20 protein-coding genes and 1 tRNA gene are annotated in these 16,849 nt (G+C 34.9%); 11 read left to right on the forward strand and 10 right to left on the reverse strand.

The window, feature by feature from the left end; translation table 11 throughout:
• Nucleotides 1-67: 67 nt before the first annotated feature.
• On the reverse strand, nucleotides 68-568 hold the full coding sequence (locus AAAY30_RS05185; protein ID WP_295025687.1) for a hypothetical protein: 501 nt from the start codon (nucleotides 566-568) through the stop codon (nucleotides 68-70).
• 650 nt (nucleotides 569-1,218) lie between these two features.
• Between AAAY30_RS05185 and AAAY30_RS05190 the strand changes: the two genes are divergently transcribed.
• Nucleotides 1,219-1,593, forward strand: coding sequence for a TnpV protein (locus AAAY30_RS05190; RefSeq protein WP_295025776.1), 375 nt, complete (start codon nucleotides 1,219-1,221; stop codon nucleotides 1,591-1,593).
• Between the two features lie 234 nt (nucleotides 1,594-1,827).
• Here the strand turns inward: AAAY30_RS05190 and AAAY30_RS05195 are convergent, their stop codons facing one another.
• Genes AAAY30_RS05195 through AAAY30_RS05230 form a run of 8 tightly spaced genes read right to left on the reverse strand, consistent with a single transcriptional unit; the run spans nucleotide 1,828 to nucleotide 8,578 of the window.
• Nucleotides 1,828-2,163: a hypothetical protein gene (locus tag AAAY30_RS05195; protein WP_337782045.1), complete on the reverse strand. Its 336-nt coding sequence runs from the start codon at nucleotides 2,161-2,163 to the stop codon at nucleotides 1,828-1,830.
• Entirely contained in the window at nucleotides 2,126-4,249 is a 2,124-nt protein-coding gene (locus AAAY30_RS05200; protein ID WP_302198977.1) for a PHP domain-containing protein, read from the reverse strand. Before AAAY30_RS05200 ends, AAAY30_RS05195 begins: the two co-directional genes overlap by 38 nt.
• A gap of 49 nt (nucleotides 4,250-4,298) precedes the next feature.
• Nucleotides 4,299-5,228: a DNA (cytosine-5-)-methyltransferase gene (dcm, locus tag AAAY30_RS05205; RefSeq protein WP_295025772.1), complete on the reverse strand. Its 930-nt coding sequence runs from the start codon at nucleotides 5,226-5,228 to the stop codon at nucleotides 4,299-4,301.
• A gap of 2 nt (nucleotides 5,229-5,230) precedes the next feature.
• A complete protein-coding gene (locus AAAY30_RS05210; RefSeq protein WP_295025771.1) occupies nucleotides 5,231-5,854 on the reverse strand; it encodes a PDDEXK family nuclease in 624 nt (207 codons plus the stop codon).
• Between the two features lie 9 nt (nucleotides 5,855-5,863).
• Complete coding sequence (locus tag AAAY30_RS05215) at nucleotides 5,864-6,955, reverse strand: HpaII family restriction endonuclease (RefSeq protein ID WP_337782047.1); 1,092 nt, start codon at nucleotides 6,953-6,955, stop codon at nucleotides 5,864-5,866.
• On the reverse strand, nucleotides 6,948-7,952 hold the full coding sequence (locus AAAY30_RS05220) for a DNA cytosine methyltransferase (protein ID WP_337782048.1): 1,005 nt from the start codon (nucleotides 7,950-7,952) through the stop codon (nucleotides 6,948-6,950). The genes AAAY30_RS05215 and AAAY30_RS05220 overlap by 8 nt, the downstream gene beginning before the upstream one ends.
• Complete coding sequence (locus AAAY30_RS05225) at nucleotides 7,945-8,361, reverse strand: very short patch repair endonuclease (protein ID WP_022299857.1); 417 nt, start codon at nucleotides 8,359-8,361, stop codon at nucleotides 7,945-7,947. The genes AAAY30_RS05220 and AAAY30_RS05225 overlap by 8 nt, the downstream gene beginning before the upstream one ends.
• On the reverse strand, nucleotides 8,354-8,578 hold the full coding sequence (locus AAAY30_RS05230) for a helix-turn-helix domain-containing protein (protein ID WP_295053932.1): 225 nt from the start codon (nucleotides 8,576-8,578) through the stop codon (nucleotides 8,354-8,356). The genes AAAY30_RS05225 and AAAY30_RS05230 overlap by 8 nt, the downstream gene beginning before the upstream one ends.
• Before the next feature lie 692 nt (nucleotides 8,579-9,270).
• On the opposite strand from AAAY30_RS05230, the gene AAAY30_RS05235 reads away from it, so the two are divergent.
• The 5 genes from AAAY30_RS05235 (at nucleotide 9,271) to AAAY30_RS05255 (ending at nucleotide 12,787) form a co-directional block, all read left to right on the forward strand.
• On the forward strand, nucleotides 9,271-9,480 hold the full coding sequence (locus AAAY30_RS05235; protein ID WP_295025767.1) for a hypothetical protein: 210 nt from the start codon (nucleotides 9,271-9,273) through the stop codon (nucleotides 9,478-9,480).
• A gap of 96 nt (nucleotides 9,481-9,576) precedes the next feature.
• Complete coding sequence (locus AAAY30_RS05240) at nucleotides 9,577-9,912, forward strand: replication initiator protein A (RefSeq protein WP_295025766.1); 336 nt, start codon at nucleotides 9,577-9,579, stop codon at nucleotides 9,910-9,912.
• A gap of 96 nt (nucleotides 9,913-10,008) precedes the next feature.
• Nucleotides 10,009-10,842, forward strand: coding sequence for a ParB/RepB/Spo0J family partition protein (locus AAAY30_RS05245; protein WP_499215745.1), 834 nt, complete (start codon nucleotides 10,009-10,011; stop codon nucleotides 10,840-10,842).
• Between the two features lies 1 nt (nucleotide 10,843).
• Nucleotides 10,844-11,083: a hypothetical protein gene (locus tag AAAY30_RS05250; RefSeq protein WP_015524266.1), complete on the forward strand. Its 240-nt coding sequence runs from the start codon at nucleotides 10,844-10,846 to the stop codon at nucleotides 11,081-11,083.
• On the forward strand, nucleotides 11,084-12,787 hold the full coding sequence (locus AAAY30_RS05255) for a recombinase family protein (RefSeq protein WP_337782049.1): 1,704 nt from the start codon (nucleotides 11,084-11,086) through the stop codon (nucleotides 12,785-12,787).
• A 94-nt stretch (nucleotides 12,788-12,881) separates the two neighbouring features.
• On the opposite strand, the gene AAAY30_RS05260 is transcribed toward AAAY30_RS05255, so the two are convergent.
• Nucleotides 12,882-12,966: transfer RNA gene (locus AAAY30_RS05260), tRNA-Leu, on the reverse strand.
• A 212-nt stretch (nucleotides 12,967-13,178) separates the two neighbouring features.
• On the opposite strand from AAAY30_RS05260, the gene AAAY30_RS05265 reads away from it, so the two are divergent.
• From AAAY30_RS05265 to AAAY30_RS05285, 5 genes are all read left to right on the forward strand, one after another.
• Entirely contained in the window at nucleotides 13,179-13,925 is a 747-nt protein-coding gene (locus tag AAAY30_RS05265; protein WP_337782050.1) for a dockerin type I repeat-containing protein, read from the forward strand.
• A 150-nt stretch (nucleotides 13,926-14,075) separates the two neighbouring features.
• Nucleotides 14,076-14,513 carry a LytTR family DNA-binding domain-containing protein gene (locus AAAY30_RS05270; RefSeq protein WP_186936329.1) on the forward strand — a complete coding sequence of 146 codons (438 nt, stop codon included), beginning with the start codon at nucleotides 14,076-14,078 and terminating at the stop codon, nucleotides 14,511-14,513.
• A gap of 13 nt (nucleotides 14,514-14,526) precedes the next feature.
• On the forward strand, nucleotides 14,527-14,976 hold the full coding sequence (locus AAAY30_RS05275; RefSeq protein ID WP_337782051.1) for a DUF3021 domain-containing protein: 450 nt from the start codon (nucleotides 14,527-14,529) through the stop codon (nucleotides 14,974-14,976).
• Complete coding sequence (locus tag AAAY30_RS05280; RefSeq protein ID WP_337782052.1) at nucleotides 14,954-15,871, forward strand: ABC transporter ATP-binding protein; 918 nt, start codon at nucleotides 14,954-14,956, stop codon at nucleotides 15,869-15,871. The genes AAAY30_RS05275 and AAAY30_RS05280 overlap by 23 nt, the downstream gene beginning before the upstream one ends.
• Nucleotides 15,871-16,740 carry an ABC transporter permease gene (locus tag AAAY30_RS05285; RefSeq protein WP_302187043.1) on the forward strand — a complete coding sequence of 290 codons (870 nt, stop codon included), beginning with the start codon at nucleotides 15,871-15,873 and terminating at the stop codon, nucleotides 16,738-16,740. The genes AAAY30_RS05280 and AAAY30_RS05285 overlap by 1 nt, the downstream gene beginning before the upstream one ends.
• Nucleotides 16,741-16,849 lie beyond the last annotated feature (109 nt).

Consider the following 16,849-nt stretch of genomic DNA (forward strand, 5'->3'; position numbering starts at 1 on the left):
AACCTTTTCAAAGGTTGATCAAACTTTTATAAATGTTTTTCTAATGCATTATGCTAAATAATAAAATTTACTGTTTCAAAATAGGTTTTGCCAATTTCATAGCATCGTTTGTTCCAAAAGTACGACGAATAACAGTTTCAATGTATTTCTTAATAAGTGTTTCATCATCAACTATTGTAAAGAATCGTAAAACCTGTGTTTGATTAAACCATACTATTTTCATTGGTGCTTTTAAAGTTTTGCTTATTCCGGCAACAGAAAGACTTGCCGCTTCGTTTTTTAATTCTTCTGTTTCGCTGAATTTACCGTTGCTCTTTATGTATGATTCCGTAATATCTGCGCTTTTGTCTGCAGAGCTTACTGTTACTTGGGAAATCTGTTCTAAGTCGGTGGTTGCCATATAGTTTGCCCAATCAATAATATAATCCCATCCGTAGCCTTGTGCCGCCAAAAGCACATCATATTGATGCCAAGGCACTGACGGAATATGCTTTATATCTCTGATATAAGTTACATCATCAATGTATTCTTCGTTATTTTTCTTTTTAAATTTATCAAACAGTCCCATATTATTCTCCTTTATTACAGAAAAGATTTAGTAATAATAAGTCTAAAAATAAGTCTAAAAATTACCATACTTGTAAAACAAAAACAGACTAACAAAAAGTTAATCCGTTTCTTATGGTGCGAGTGACTTAGTTAAAAAATAAGTAAACTTTCTGCCTCGTTTGATGCGGCTTGCAAAAATTATAAATATCATCAACGCTCTCCCTAAAAACAGTCCACAGGACTGTTTTCTTAACGGTCGCCTTCAAGTCCCGTTATCAATTTGCTTGTAAAACAAAAAACAGACTAACAAGAAAGTTAATCTGTTTTTTATGGTGCGAGTGACTTAGTTAAAAAATAAGCAAACTTTCTGCCTCGTTTGATGCGGCTTGCAAAAATTATAAATATCATCAACGCTCTCCCTAAAAACAGTCCACAGGACTGTTTTCTTAACGGTCGCCTTCAAGTCCCGTTATCAATTTGCTTGTAAAACAAAAAAACAGACTAATAAGAAAGTTAATCTGTTTTTTATGGTGCGGATGTTCATATAGGATTTGGTAAAATACAGTTTTACCGATAGTCGAACATCATATTCAAATAATAATCCGCACATTCGCAATTCTAATTTGTTTTTCGTATAATGAACTTACTAAAAATCAAGGAGGTTTTAATATGAAAACAATTTTTGAAAATAACGGCGGTGCTTATATGCAGGCGGGTGATTATTTATTGCCTAATCTTTCGTTATCGGCGGAAGAAAAAGAAATGAATATCTGTGTATGGGCAATGAGGCACAAACGATATTTGAAACAAAACCACAAAGTGCGTTATTACAATTTGCTGACAAGCGGTCAGCTCAATTCATACCTTGCCGACATCGAAGAACAAGCAGAAAAGATGTTCTCTGAACTCGTTAAAGCACTTGCCAAAGAAGAAAAAATTACCGAAGAACTCAAAGTAACCGATATGATGTTATGGGTGCAAAAGATGAATAATATTCGCAATCGAGCAACGGAAATTGTAAATTCACAAATAATATTTAACTGAGAACAAGGCACAGCCGACGGAAACTTTCCCGAAAGCTGTGCCTTAATTTTGTTTGCCAAGTTGCAATGCATAATCTTAGCAAGCAGACCATTTGGATATCCAAACGGTAGCTTGCCCGCTTTTTGCACAATCTCAGCAAGCCGTGTATTTGGATAGCAAAACCACCACTTAGACCTATAAGAAATATATTGAATTGTACTGACCGTATGGACAATCAATACGTTAAATAGAAAATTATTGCAACTCTTTCTTTATTGAGTTTTTTACCTGAACTAATTCTTTATTAAGTTCTGCAATGTATTCTTTACAAACATCTTTATACAATCCTTTTGAATATCCTTCTTGAATTTCTAAGTCTAAATTAATATCGAATTCAATTAACTCTTCTAAAAGCTTTGAAAAAACATCTTTGATTTTAATCTGACAAGAAGAATCGTTCAAATCAATTACATATTTCTCTGAATCGTTTTCATCAAGCAAAAAAACTAACACATCAGTTTCTCCCATAACAGTTAATACTACTTTTACTATTTTATTCTCCACTCGTTTCATATATACTTTTCCTTTCATAAAAAGCTTCTTTGCCGCCTTCAAGTGTATGTAAACTCTCTTTAGTCCAACTTTTTACATCTGTTTCATCTGAAATGTTTTTTAATTTATCATTGAACGGATTACCAATGTAAGTATTGTATTCGCCATTTTGATGAGTTCTAAAAATAGATAAATATGGTAGGGTTCGCACGGCGATATTAGCATTGTGCGTTGCTACGACTATAGTTTTATGTTGCTTTGCAAGAGAAGAAATAATTGGTCTGATATTTGTATCAATAAAAGAATTCCCCATTCCAAGTTCTGGTTCATCTAAAAAATAGGCATCTGCATCTTCTGACAAGGTTCGTTGAAGTAACAGAATACCCTTTTCTCCATTCGATGGCAAGTATTCTTCATTTGATTCTGTCACTATTTGTTTTGACAATCCTAAGAACGATTTTAATGATACTATATTCTCTTCGTTACAAAGGAGAACTAATTCATTAATTTTTGTGGAAATTGACGAAGATTCAAATTCATTTGCAATTTCATTTATCAAATCAACTATTTTATTTAATTTTGTTATGCCAACAGAAAATTCTGCTGTTTTAGAATCTTTGCAAAGAAATCTGTATTTTTTATTGATATAAATAGTCCCTTTTTCTTCTATTGTGCCTAAAATAGTTCGTTCGTTATATTCTGGTTTTGCAAGAACTTTTTTTATCACATTAATATCTCTTAATAAGGACAAACGATTATTTGCAAATTCTCTAAACCCTGTAGATGAAGGTTTTGAAACAGTATCAGAATTTCTATCAGCAATGTTTTTGATTTTTTCCAAACTATAATTTGTTATTTCCGTTGATTTTATGTCAATAATATCTCTTAATAATAATTTATAATTGTTTTGTTCGATTTTCGATATTGATTTGTTTAGACGAGAAATATCATTATCGTCCAAGTACAACTCGCAATTAATACTTTTTAATGTTTTGATTAACTGTTTAATACTCTTTCTATCGGAACTATATAACGTATATCGTTGTGGGTTATCAACCACCAACGCAGTAGAATCTGTAATTTTCATTCTGCTTTTATTCTTGCTGTTATCTTTTGTAGAATACCAATTTATATAGCTTTGAAACATAGTTGGATTGGTATCGTTCCATTCAAAAATTCTTTTTAATTCTTCATCACAACCATTTGCTTCAATTTTTGATAAGTCTCTATCCATATCTTGTGTTTTTAAGAGTGCCTTAAAATCATCGTCTTTTTCAGAACCAATATATTTTTTGCAATTCATTCCATTTGAAAGCATTTGATTATACAGTGATGATAGAATTTCACTTTTTCCAGTTCCTTTTTGACCGAATATTATATTTACGTCTTGATATATTGTGATTGGAATTTTCACAGACTTATGAGGACTTGCAATAAGATTATATGTTTCTCGCTTATTTAACAATGTATTTATAATTGTTTCATCACGTTTGGCTAACATACAAAACTGCTGAAAATTAGCTATGGGTAATCTAAGATCAGCAAATGTGGAAAGTTCATATTGATTCCAATCTTTAACATCACTTCCGATCATAACATTATATCCATAGTTTGCAAAGACACCTAATGTTCTGTTGTCGGAAGTTTCATCAAATACACGAGAAGAGTCATTAACAATATTAAATAAATCTTGCCTATCTTCTTCTGAAATTGCAGGTTTTTTATGGAAATGTGCAATATAAATAACGTCACATTTATTTAAACAATCATATACTTCCTTAATCGTGTGTGTACAAGTTTCTAAATTTTCTCCAGAAAACAATTTGTTTACCGAGTTTGAAAAAGTTTCTACATTATCAGGATTGGCTATTACAATTAAATGCCAACGAGAATGATTATACTGTTTAATATCAATTTCAACACCAGGCCATAGCTGACAATTTTCTGAGACAGCGTCTTTAAAGTCACAGAATTGTTCTTTATCAAAGGAATTGTGATTTGTAATAGCTACAATTTTAACATCAGCATCAAATATTTTCCTACAGAACAGCTCTTTAGTAACATTTCTTCCTGAACCATCACCACTTTTAATTTGTTTTGTGTGGCAATGAAGGTCAATTTTCATCTAAACTCCCTCCTAATCAGTAATCCATTATGATTTTATATATAGGAAATTAATCGTTTCCAAAAGCAGTTGCAATTCTTTTTACAATTGGCACAACCACTGTGTTCCCACATTGTTTATACATACTTTTCATCGGAATATCGGGAAAATCAAACGATTTAGGAAATCCCTGCAAGGCAAGACATTCTTGCGGTGTAATCGTTCTGATTCCAAAGTTGTCTTTTATAATCGGCACACGATTATACCAAGTCCCCATATTGGCTTTAAGCGTAAAAGAAATACCGTCTTTGCTTTTTTGAATACCGTAATCAGAAAATCTATATATTTGATTTTCGTCCGTTATAGCGGCGTTCATCTTTTGATACTGTACAGAATTCTCATTAAGATAAAAGCTGTCATCTGCTTTTACGCTTCGGTCGATAATATCAAATATGTGCTTTTTGAGCGGTTGCTCTTTCGGAAATTGAAATTTATTACACATATCAAAATCCTTAAAAGCGACGATATATGTTCTCGTTCTGTGTTGCGGTATTCCGTAGTTGCAAGCATCCGCAATGAGATATCGTATATAATAATCCCTATCGGAAAGCTCATTGTGTATGCGGTTAAAGGTTTTGCCGTTATCGTGTTCGGTAAGATTAGCGACATTTTCAAGGAAAATAATTTTAGGCTTTTTAGCGTCTGCTATTCTCATTATTTCAAAGAAAAGATTACCTCTTTCATCGGCGAAACCTTTTTTGTTACCGCATACCGAGAACGATTGACACGGAAATCCTGCGGCGAGAATATCAAAATCCGGTATATCATCTGTGTTAACTTTTCTTATATCACATTCGGATAACAAGGTATCAGGGAAATTATGTCTGTAAGTTTTACAAGCATCTTTGTCAAATTCATTTGCCCATACCACTTCAAAACCCGATTGCTTAAAAGCCAAATCAATTCCGCCGATACCTGCGAATAAACTGCAAATAACCATAATTATTTTTTGCAAGCTGCTGCGATGTCATCACTTGTAATCGTTCTTGAGGCTTTAATTATTTCAACTGAACCTGGAGAAACAAACTTTTTCTTCTTTAATTCATCAATAAAATTGTTAAATTCATCGGATGTTGTAAGTATTGCTTGATTAAGTCCCAGCACATCCCCGTTTTTTATTTTATTTGAAACCATACCGGCTTCTGTTGCATCCATAGTTAACAGATAGTTCTCAGCTTTTCTGTGTACATATTTCAACGCAATAGCCTCTAAGTCAGCTTGTTTATATCTTTCTCTCAAACTTGTTTTTAAACTAAGACCAATCGGTCCCGTTTCGTTTGTATACAAAATTGCATCAAAATTTACATTAGGCACAAATGCAACTTGCGCTTGTAAATGCAGGGGTACCAACCCTTCTTTGACAAACAATGTTGCTATAATTAATTCAAAAATTGTACCGTTTAAAGAATTTGTTCTGGACACACCTGATGTTTCGTATTTTTTCCAACAAAACTTAACATACTCGCTGGGAATCATAGTATTATCTAAAAAATCCGGAGCGATATGTTCCATAAATACTTTATACCCTTTATTCTTTGTCTTTACTATTCCAAGTTTCTTTAACATATATATACCTCATTTTATAAATCTAACCTGCAAATTCAGCTTGATATAATATTTTCCGTTATCTTTGTATATACTTCCGAATTCGTGACGGGATGTACTTGCTGTTTCAAATTTAGTGTTATTTATCAGATAGGTTTCAAATTCGTTTCTGTTAAACAGATGATAACACAAAACCTCACCATCTTCTCTGACTATAATATATCCGCCTGTTGCGTCTGCCGTACCGTCCCAAACTTTTGACGGAAGCATACCGAGCGCACATTCTGCAAGAAACTTTTTGAACTTATATTCATAAAACGGATGACCTTTTGATAAATCATATCCGATTGGATTATGTACATTTAAAGATTCAAGTGAATTTGCTACTGTGTTGACTCCCGACGAATAATATTCTTTAAGCATATAACCGCAAATCTTCGGCAAATCGCCGTCTATGAGTTGTAAATTGCTCTCGAAAACATCATTTTCCATTGAATCGTAACTTATATCACAACCGTTACGGTCAAGTACTTTAAATCTATCCTTGAATTTCTTTGAACAGGTATTAAATTCTTGCACAACCGCATCATCAATATTGCCTGTCACTTCAAAAACAAAGTTTGTTGTTTTGCCGGCATTAACAAGAGTGGACGGACTGCCGAGTCTTGATTTTATACTGAAGCCTTGAACTGCTTCGTAACCCGTATTTATATCGTGAATTTTTATCAGAATATCGGCTTTGTCGGTGGACTTTGCTTTAAGTACACCGATGTTCAATGTATCAAGAAATTCTTCTGTATCCGGCAAAGCAAATGCAGAAGCGTTTGTTTCAATTATTTCGCAGTACAGTCTGTCTGCCGCATTTTTGAATTCGGAACAAGGAAGCGTTAATAATTCCGTGCTGTCGGAGGTATTGAAAACAGTTATTGTATCTTCCGTTCTGTTTATTCTGAATTCAAGTTTTCCAACAGGCTCGGTACGGATAATGTTTATGATATTGTAAAACATATCATCTTTTTTATTCAATTCGGCATCCGCAGCATACAATTTCTTTATTTCAAGCAAACGAAGAAAAGCATATATTTCACTCCATTCGCCTTTGTTTCCTGAAAGTTTAGGCATTGTCGAGTACCTCCTTAATTTGTTTTGCGATGGCTTCAATAACATTTACAGTTACGCTGTTTCCGAATTGTTTATAAAGATGGACATCGGCAAGAGGAAGATTGAAAGTATCGGGAAATCCCTGCAAACGAGCCCATTCTCTCGGAGTCATTTTTCTGATACCCTCCTTGTTGACTTCGCCTTTAATGTGTGTTGTCGGTGTTAAATCTTTTTGTCGTTTATCAATCAGCAAATTGCGTTCTCTGCCCATTCCGCCGCATACAATAGCACCGGCAATACCGTCCCATTCACGAATTTCATATCCGAAGCCGTTGCCTTTAGCCTCGTGACGGGCTTTGTGCCTTCTGAGGGTTTCAACATAGACATCGCTTAAATAATATTTAGCCAGTACAGGCTTTTCTTCTATAATATCTTTCAGCCTTTTTGTATCATCCGTCGCCTTTGGAAATTCAAATTTTTCGGGTGCAATATCATTTCTGAAAGCCACAATATATATTCTTTCTCTGTTCTGGGGAACTCCAAAATCTTTACTGTTAAGTACATCGCTGAAAACTTTATAACCCAAATCTTCAAAAGTTTTTTTTATTATTTCAAATGTTCTTCCTCTGTCGTGAATCTTTAATCCCTTGACATTCTCACAAAAAATAACCTTTGGTTTGTCTGCTTCGCAAATTCTCGCAACATCAAGAAACAAAGTGCCTCGGCAAAGACCTTTATAATTATCATCAAACCCTTGTCTTTTTCCCGCAAGACTGAATGCTTGGCAAGGAAACCCCGCAAGACATATATCAAATTGCGGAATATCGGTTTCGTTTATCTTGGTTATATCTCCCGCAATTTCAAAATCATCTTCGAAATTTGCCTTGTATGTTTTCTGTGCATATTCATCCCACTCACTTACAAAAACCGTGTTAATTTCATCCCCGAAGGCTCGTTCAAATCCAAGACGAATGCCACCGATTCCCGCAAACAAATCAATAGATTTATATTTAGTCATTTTTACTTTTTACCGTCCTCTCAATTTCATCGGCACACGCCTGTAAATTCTTTTTTATATCATTGCCCCAAAATCTAAGTACTGTCCAACCCGAATTTTCAAGTGTTTCATTTACCAAATTATCTCGAGCAATGTTTTTTTCAATTTTAGGAATCCAAAACTCTTGATGTGATTTGAATTCCTTTTTCTTATTATCCCAATCATAACCGTGCCAAAATTCACTGTCGCAAAACACGGCAACCTTTTTGCCGATAAAAACAATATCGGGCTTTCCGAACACTTTTTTACTGTTCTTTTGATAACGCAAACCTCTTGACCAAAGTTCTTTTCTGAGCATAACTTCTATCTTTGTGTCTTTGGATTTAACCTGTTGCATATTGTATGATATTTGTTCTTTTGTTTTATGCATTTTCGGTTTCTCCGTCATCCTTATAAAATTCGCATACATCGCCTATATTACAATCAAGGGTTTCGCATATTTTAAGCAGGACTTCCATACTGACAAATTCTCCCTTACTTAACTTTGCAACAGAATTGCTGCTTATGTGAGCTTGTTCTCTTAATTGATATTTTTTCATTTTTTTATCAATCAATATTTTCCATAATTTGTCATAGCTGACTTTCATAATTGACCTCCTTGCCTGTTTGAATCAATTATAACATTCGGAGCAGAAATATTCAACACAATAAGTTTGCGAACGCCAATTTTTTGTATTTACAGCCCTAAATATTTATTCAAAATTATAGTTTTATTTAATTTTCGATATACGAAACAACCCGAAGGTATTTTTCTATAATAATAAACTGTTTTCAACGGGTCTTAGGGAGTCCCTAAATAGCAAAATTACCGTTTGGATATACAAACGGTCTGCTCGCTAAATTTGTGCATTGCAATTACAATTTAATATTTTTACATACCCAGTCCTTCGTTTTTTGAACTTTCAAGAAACGAGGGACTTTATTTTTTGCAAATTTTTCGCCGAAATACCCTGACTTTTTTGCTCACGGTTCAAACAAGTAGAGGGCATAAAAAATTTTCCCAAATAATTTTTATTAAACCGTCAATTTTGGGTGTGCATTTCGTCACCCTTTGTCCAAATGAGTAGAGGAGCAAATGTTAAATGTTTATAAATTTTTCAAAAACACCCCCCAAAAAAGCGTTCTCTGTTCAAACAAGTGAAGGGGTTAATAAAAATATTTGTCAGAGGGTTAATTTTTGACCGTTTTCGTTGCCTACCAAGTGAGAGGGAAAATTTATTTGCAAACAGGGGGTGCAAAATGCCTCTCCCGGTTCAAACAAGTGAAAGGAGTTTTTACAATGCCGAGATTATCAAAGAAAGCAAAACAAGAATGGGATTTTTTCATAAATCCCGAAACAAGCAGAAGAACATACAACAGCCTTTGTCTCAAATGCAAAAACAAATGCAAGCAGAGCCACACGGCAATCGTTGTTTTCTGCCCAAAGTACAAATCCAAAAGAGGTGCAAAAAGCGTTAAAAATCGCCGTGAATATGATGACAGCGGTTAATTTAACATAGTGATACTTGTTTTCAATAAAAAAACGATACAAAAGAAAAAATTACCGATTTCGGTACCTTTTTAATACAAAAACAGAGGTGATACAGTGAACAAATATTTCAAAATATCGGATGCTAAAAACTTTGCTTTCTACAAAGTACCGAAAGCGTTATTTGAAGAAAAGTACAAATCTGTTTCAACCGATGCGAAAATGCTGTACGGACTTTTGCTTGACCGAATGTATTTGTCCGTCAAAAACGGTTGGATAGATAAGCAAGGCAGAGTATATCAGTATTTTACGATTAAATCAGCACAAGAAAAACTGCATTTCGGTCACGAAAAGATATGCAAGTTATTCTTCGAACTTGAAACTTCGGACTTAATACTTCGCAAAAAGCAAGGTCAAGGTAAACCGAACATTATCTATCTGAAACAATTCTGATTTTCGGTTTTCTTGATTTCCGAATAACGGAAGGTAATAAGACTTAGAAGATTAAGACTGTTACCGGCCGAGAAAAGAATATATATGGAGGTTAAAATGATAAAAAACATAAGTATAGATTTGCTTGTTCCCTTTGAAAATCATCCGTTTAAGGAAAGAAGCGGGATTGAGCAACAAGAATTAACAGAAAGCATAAAAGAAAACGGATTGCTTGAACCTATAATCGTTCGTTCTTTTCCGGCAGGTAAATATGAAATTATCAGCGGACACAGACGAGTTGAAGCTTGCAAAGCGTTAGGGATAACAAGTGTCCCGGTGACAATAAAAGAACTTACAAAAGATGAGGCAATTGTGCAAATGGTGGATTCAAACATACACCGTGAACATATTTTACCGAGTGAAAAAGCTTTTGCCTACAAAATGAAATCAGAGGCTTTGAAGCATCAAGGGAAAACTTCGTGCCAACTTGGCACAAAGTTAAGAACAGATGAAAAGATTGCAGAAACCGTCGATGACAGTGCAAGACAAATACAGCGATATATCCGCTTAATATACTTAATACCCGAATTGCTTAAACTCGTTGACGAAGAAAGAATAGCCTTTACTCCTGCGGTTGAACTTTCATATCTGTCGGAATATGAACAACAAATATTGCTTGAACAAATAGAATTTACCGACGCTACACCGTCATTGTCACAGGCACAAAGATTAAGAAAATTCAGTAAAGACGGCAACTTTTTTGTCGATACGGTTTTCGCCGTTCTCAATGAAGAAAAGCCAAATCAAAAAGAGCAAGTGCGAATATCCGCAGATAAGTTACGTGATATTCTCCCAAGGGGTATGGATAAGCAAAAGACCGCAGATTTCATAATTAAAGCTTGCGAACATTACAGAAAATATTTAATCCGACAGCGTGAGAGGGAGAGATGATATGAAAAAGCAAATAACAAATTTCAGCTTGGGTACAGGCGAATATATGATAAACGGGGTAAGATATATCGTTTGCGGTAAATTTGAGGATTTTAACATTAAAAAATATAGCGACAGCAATCATTTGAATAACAGATTGAAAAAATATCTCACGGGCGATTTCGCAGAATTGTCTGTTGACAGCATCAATGATAAAATGACAGATGAATATGATTGTTCGACTGTCGGAAAGGAGGATTAAATGCAGTCGAAAAACAAAAATCAAATAGGGATAACGGCTCTTTATTGTCGTTTATCCCGTGATGACGGAACGGAAAGCGAGAGCAACTCCATAGGCAATCAAAAGAAGCTGTTATCACAAAAAGCAAAAGAAATGGGTTTAACGGATACAAAATATTATGTGGATGACGGATATACCGGAACAAATTTTAACCGTCCCGGATTTCAACAGCTTATCGACGATATTGAAATCGGGCTTGTTTCTGCCGTAATGGTTAAAGATTTATCCCGCCTGGGTCGTGATTATGTTTCGGTAGGTAATTATACCGACAGCTATTTTCCCGAACATAATGTTCGTTTTATTGCCGTGAACGATGCCATTGACAGCGATGAGGGAGAAAGCGAAATTGCACCGTTCAAGAATATCTTAAACGAAATGTATGCGAGAGACATTTCAAAAAAGATTCGTTCGTCCCACAGGCTCAGAGGCAGTATGGGAGAGCCGTTATCGCAACCGCCATACGGATATATGAAGTCACCGGAAAACAAAAAGAAATGGATAATTGACCCCGAAGCCGCAACCGTTGTGAAAAGCATATTTAAAATGTGTCTCGACGGTAAAGGCAATGAAACCATTGCAAGAAAATTGCAGGAAAACAAAGTGCTTATTCCTATGGCTTATTGGCGGTCAAAAGGATTGAACAGAGGCGGAAAGAAGACACAGACCAATCCGTACAAATGGTGTAAGACAACTGTTCAAAAAATTCTTTCTCAACAAGAGTATTGCGGAGATATTATCAATTTCAAAACATATTCCAAGTCATTTAAAAACAAAACAAGATATGAAAACTCCAAAGAGAATTGGACTGTATTCAAGGATGTTAATGAGCCGATAATCGACCGAGAAACATTTGAAACCGTACAGAAATTTATTTCAAAAACAAAGCGTCGGGCTCCGAAAAAAGAAAACGGCGAACGGAGCATATTTAACGGTTTGATATATTGCGGAGATTGCCACAGTAAAATGAGATACCACACAAGCACCTCGAATAAAGAAATTCACTATTTCACTTGTTCTGATAACAAGGTAGATTATCGAGGAAAGTGCCCGGGAAGACATTATGTCAGAGCAGACGCCCTTGAAGAAGTTGTAAAACTTGAATTAAGGCGACTTGTTGAAATGTTGGAAATTGACGAGTCATATTTTGCACAACTGCTTTTGCGGAAAAATGACGAAGAAAGAGAAAAAGACAAAAAATTTTTAGAGTCGGAACTGCAAAAAGCGATTGCACGCAGCAACACGGTATCACAACTTTATGAAAAGCTATATGAGGATAATGTAATCGGAAAAGTCAGCGATGAGTGGTTTGTTGAGTTATCTCATAAATACGAAAAAGAGCGTATGGACTTAAAAGCCAAAATTGCGGATACTCGACACCAAATCGAAGAGTTGAAAAACACCAATTCGGAATATGGAAAATTCATATCGGCAATTCGCAGGTTTATGCAAATGGATAATCTGACATCACCGCTGCTTCGAGAACTGATTGACCATATCGATATTTTTGAAACAGAGGGTACAGGCAAAAGTCGAACGCAACGAATCGTTATATATTACCGTTTTATCGGATATATCGAATTGCCGAACACCACAAAACAAACCCATATTGCGGATACACGCAAAGGTGTTGCCGTAGAGTATATAACCGAACAATTCACGGCATAAAAAAGAGCAAGGTGTTACCCTTGCTCGTACATAAAAATTATATGATAAAACAAAAAGAGTGTTCATAAGTCAAATCCCTTATGAACACTCGATATGGTGCGAGTGACGGGACTTGAACCCGTACGTCGTGAAACACACGCCCCTCAAACGTGCCTGTCTGCCTATTCCAGCACACTCGCTAATATTAAGTTTTTGTATTGAGATTGTTTCCTCTCAATCAACGAGTGTTATTATACCACCGTAATTTACAAATGTCAACACTTTTTTTGAAAAAATACATTTCAGAAGCAATAAATTTGCAATTTGTATTTTTATGTGTTATAATAAAAATGTTGTGATGTTGAAAAACATCAGTAAATAACAGAATAAAAGGTATTGTGAAGGAGAAAATATGAATAAAAAAATAAGTAAATTTGTTTCTTGTGTTCTTGCTGTAACTTTGTTTATGAGCCTTCTTACTGTTACCGCTTTTGCGGCAGAAAGTAATTATGATTTGAACGGCGACGGAAAGGTATCAATATCTGATGTAACCGCTTTGCAGTTAAGACTTTCGGGGAACAGAAGTAATTGGACCGATTCATACGAAAAGCGTGCGGATATTAACGGTGACGGCAAAATTAATATTAATGATGTAACCGCTTTGCAAAATATTCTTATGAATGCGTCAAGCGGAGGTACAAGCAGCGGAGCAAGTGCAGCTAATTCATTTTTAATTAAATTACCGTCAAATAAAATTGACAGCAGTTATAAGGGAAGAACATATAAACTTTCCGATAAAGAAAGGGCTTACATAGAAAAAATTGTAATGGGTGAGTTCGGTACTTCTTATGCAGGTTCTGTATTTATTGCACAGTGTATAAGAGATGCTCTTGTTTACGGATATTGCAAAAATCCTATGGATTTAAGAAAATCATCTGCCAACGGCGGTATGGGGTATGACGGATACAGAGAAAATGTAAACGCAAACGCTAAAAATGCCGTGTCATATGTTTTTGACAATGGCGGTAACGCTGTTCAGCACCGTATACTTGTAATGTGTACAGATGAGTATTATAACGCTTATCCGAACAATTGGCATTCAACTCAAAATTACATAACAAAATACGAAAATGTACTGTTCTTTGACTATTGGAACTGATTTTTACCGCTGACCGAGAGGTTGGCGGTATTTTTATGCAACTTAACCTTTGTATTCTGCATTTTACCTAAAAACACTTTAAATTAAATACAATTTCTGTTATTCTATAAATGTACTTAATAAATGAATTTAACTTCACAGAGGGAATATATGAAGATAAAGATAATTAAAGACAGCACGGTTACCGAAACCGAGATTACGGTTAAATGTGCTGCTGTTGACGAGAATTTAAAAAGACTGCTTGACGAGCTTGAACATAACAATGCAAAGCTGACAGGCAGAATTGATGATAAAACATTTCTTATATCTGCTGAAATGATTTATTACATAGAAAGCGTTGATGAAAAGACATTTATTTATTCTCAAAATAAGGTGTATGAAACCGATTACAAACTTTATCAGACAGAACAGCTTTTACCGCAATCCGATTTTGTAAGGATAAGTAAAAATTGTATTCTTAATATAAGCAAACTTACGAGTGTAAAGCCATTGCTTAACGGAAAAATGGAAGTACATATGAATAACGGAGAAGTTCAGATTGTAAACAGACATTATTTAAAAGATTTTAAAAGTAAATTCGGACTGTAAAGGGGATAGAACAATGAATAAATTAAGTCAGTTTTTTTCTGTTTTTGTAAATTCATTTGCTTGGCAAACACTTATACTTGCTTTGCTCAATGTATTTTTAGGCAGCGGTTTTGTTTTTAATGCATACAGCGTGATTCAATGCTTTATTGTCGCATTGGTTATTTCTGTATTAATGTTTGTGACCGATATGATATTGTCAAAGGGTTTTAAACTCAAACTTAGTTTGTTGACTGTAAGCATAATAGATATTTTAGAAGTTTTTGCCGTGGTTATGGTAGTAGGCGGAGCAATATTCGGTTGGTTTGATTTTGTAATGTCAGACTTGCTGATTGCGGCAGGTGTAATTGTTGCGGTATTTTTGATAGTGTTTACAATTCATATGTTGAGAATGAAAGCAGATTCAAATACGATTAATAAAATATTAAAGGAGAGAAACAGCAATGAAAAAAGCAATAGTAATTGAAAATTTAACAAAGACTTACGGCGATTTAAAGGCTGTTGACAATATTAGTTTTTATGTTGAAGAAGGCAGTCTGTTTGCATTTTTAGGACCGAACGGAGCGGGAAAGTCAACCACCATAAGTATATTGAATACTTTTTTAAAGCCAGACGGCGGCAGAGTTGAAATCAGCGGAAGAATACTCGGAAAAGAAGATTCAAAAATAAGAGCCGAAATCGGTGCGGTATTTCAGGAAAGTTTGCTTGACCCGCTGCTTACCGTAAAAGAAAACCTCTCAATACGAGGCAGTTTTTACGGATTAAAAGGTAAAAGTTTGAAAAATGCAGTTGCCGATGCTATCGAAAAATCGGGTGCAACCGATTTTATGAACAGACCGTACGGTAAACTTTCGGGCGGTCAGCGCAGAAGAGCAGATATTGCAAGAGCATTGATTAATACACCTAAAATATTATTCCTTGACGAACCGACTACTGGACTTGACCCGCAAACAAGACTTTCAGTATGGGAAACCGTAAGTAATTTACGAAAAGAATACGGAATGACGGTTTTTCTTACCACTCATTATCTTGAAGAAGCAGAGAACGCAGGATATGTTGTAATTATGGATTCGGGTAAAATTGCGGCGCAAGGAACTCCCGTTGAACTTAAAAGCAAATATGTTTCGGATATACTTACAATATACCATAAAGGCAGTACAATGGCGGATATTGAAAGGATACTGAAGTCAAAGAATATGAAATACACATTTACGAAAGAAACCGTGAAAATTCCCGTTAAGTCAACTTTTGCAGCTTTGCCGATAGTCAATGAGCTAAAGGATTACATATTTGATTTTGAAGTTCAGAAGGGTAAAATGGATGATTTATTTGTAGCTGTTACAGGAAAGGAGATAAAGTAATGCTTGCTTTGGTAAAAAGAAATATTAAAATATATTTCAGAAATAAGGGCGCTTGGCTTGCGTCTTTGCTTACGGTGTTTATAATCATCGGCTTGTATGCGCTTTTTCTCGGGGATCAACTTTCAAAAGGTTTTGAGGGTATAGGACTTGACAGTCCAAGACTTCTTACAGACGGTTGGATAATGGCAGGTATTATTTCTATTATGCCGCTTTCAATATCTCTCGGTGCGGTATCAATAGTAAGCGACAGGTCAAAAGGACTTTTTAAAGACTTTTACTGTTCACCTGTAAGCCGCAGCAGAATAACTCTCGGATATATTTTAAGTCTAGCTTTGATTTCGTTTTTTATTACATTGATAGGTTTTATTCTCGGTGAAATATACATAGTTGTAAACGGCGGAGAATTATTAAGCCTTTTGAATATGCTTAAGGTTGTCGGCATAATTGCAATTGACGACCTTGCGACAACTTCTATTGTTATGTTTATTGCAATGTTTATAACAACCGAGGGTGCATATACCGCCGTATGTACGGTTATAGGTACAATTTCCGGATTTATTACAGGTATTTATATTCCTGTAGGTTCGTTACCTGATTCGGTTGCAACTGCAGTAAAATGTTTTCCGATTTCTCATGCGGGCAGTATGTTAAGACAGATTTTTACAGAGAGTGCAATTACCGAATGTACCAAATCTGTACCTGCCGAATTAAAACCTGATGTAATTGATCAGATTAATTCCGAGATGGGTATAATCTATTCGTTCGGCGACCATACGGTGACTGATTTTGAAAGTATAATTGTTCTTGTTGCAACCGCAGCGGTTTTCTTTGTACTGACAGCTTTTGCGGCAAGAAGAAAAAAGAAGTAATTTATTTTAAATAATATACATAATAGGGGCGTTGTTTACATACAATGCTCTTATTTTTTATATAAATGCTTTTATTTCTTTGAAAATTATGTTATACTAAACAATGTAT

Origin of the sequence: Ruminococcoides bili (assembly GCF_040093295.1) — a bacterium.
Classification (GTDB): domain Bacteria; phylum Bacillota; class Clostridia; order Oscillospirales; family Acutalibacteraceae; genus Ruminococcoides; species Ruminococcoides intestinale_A.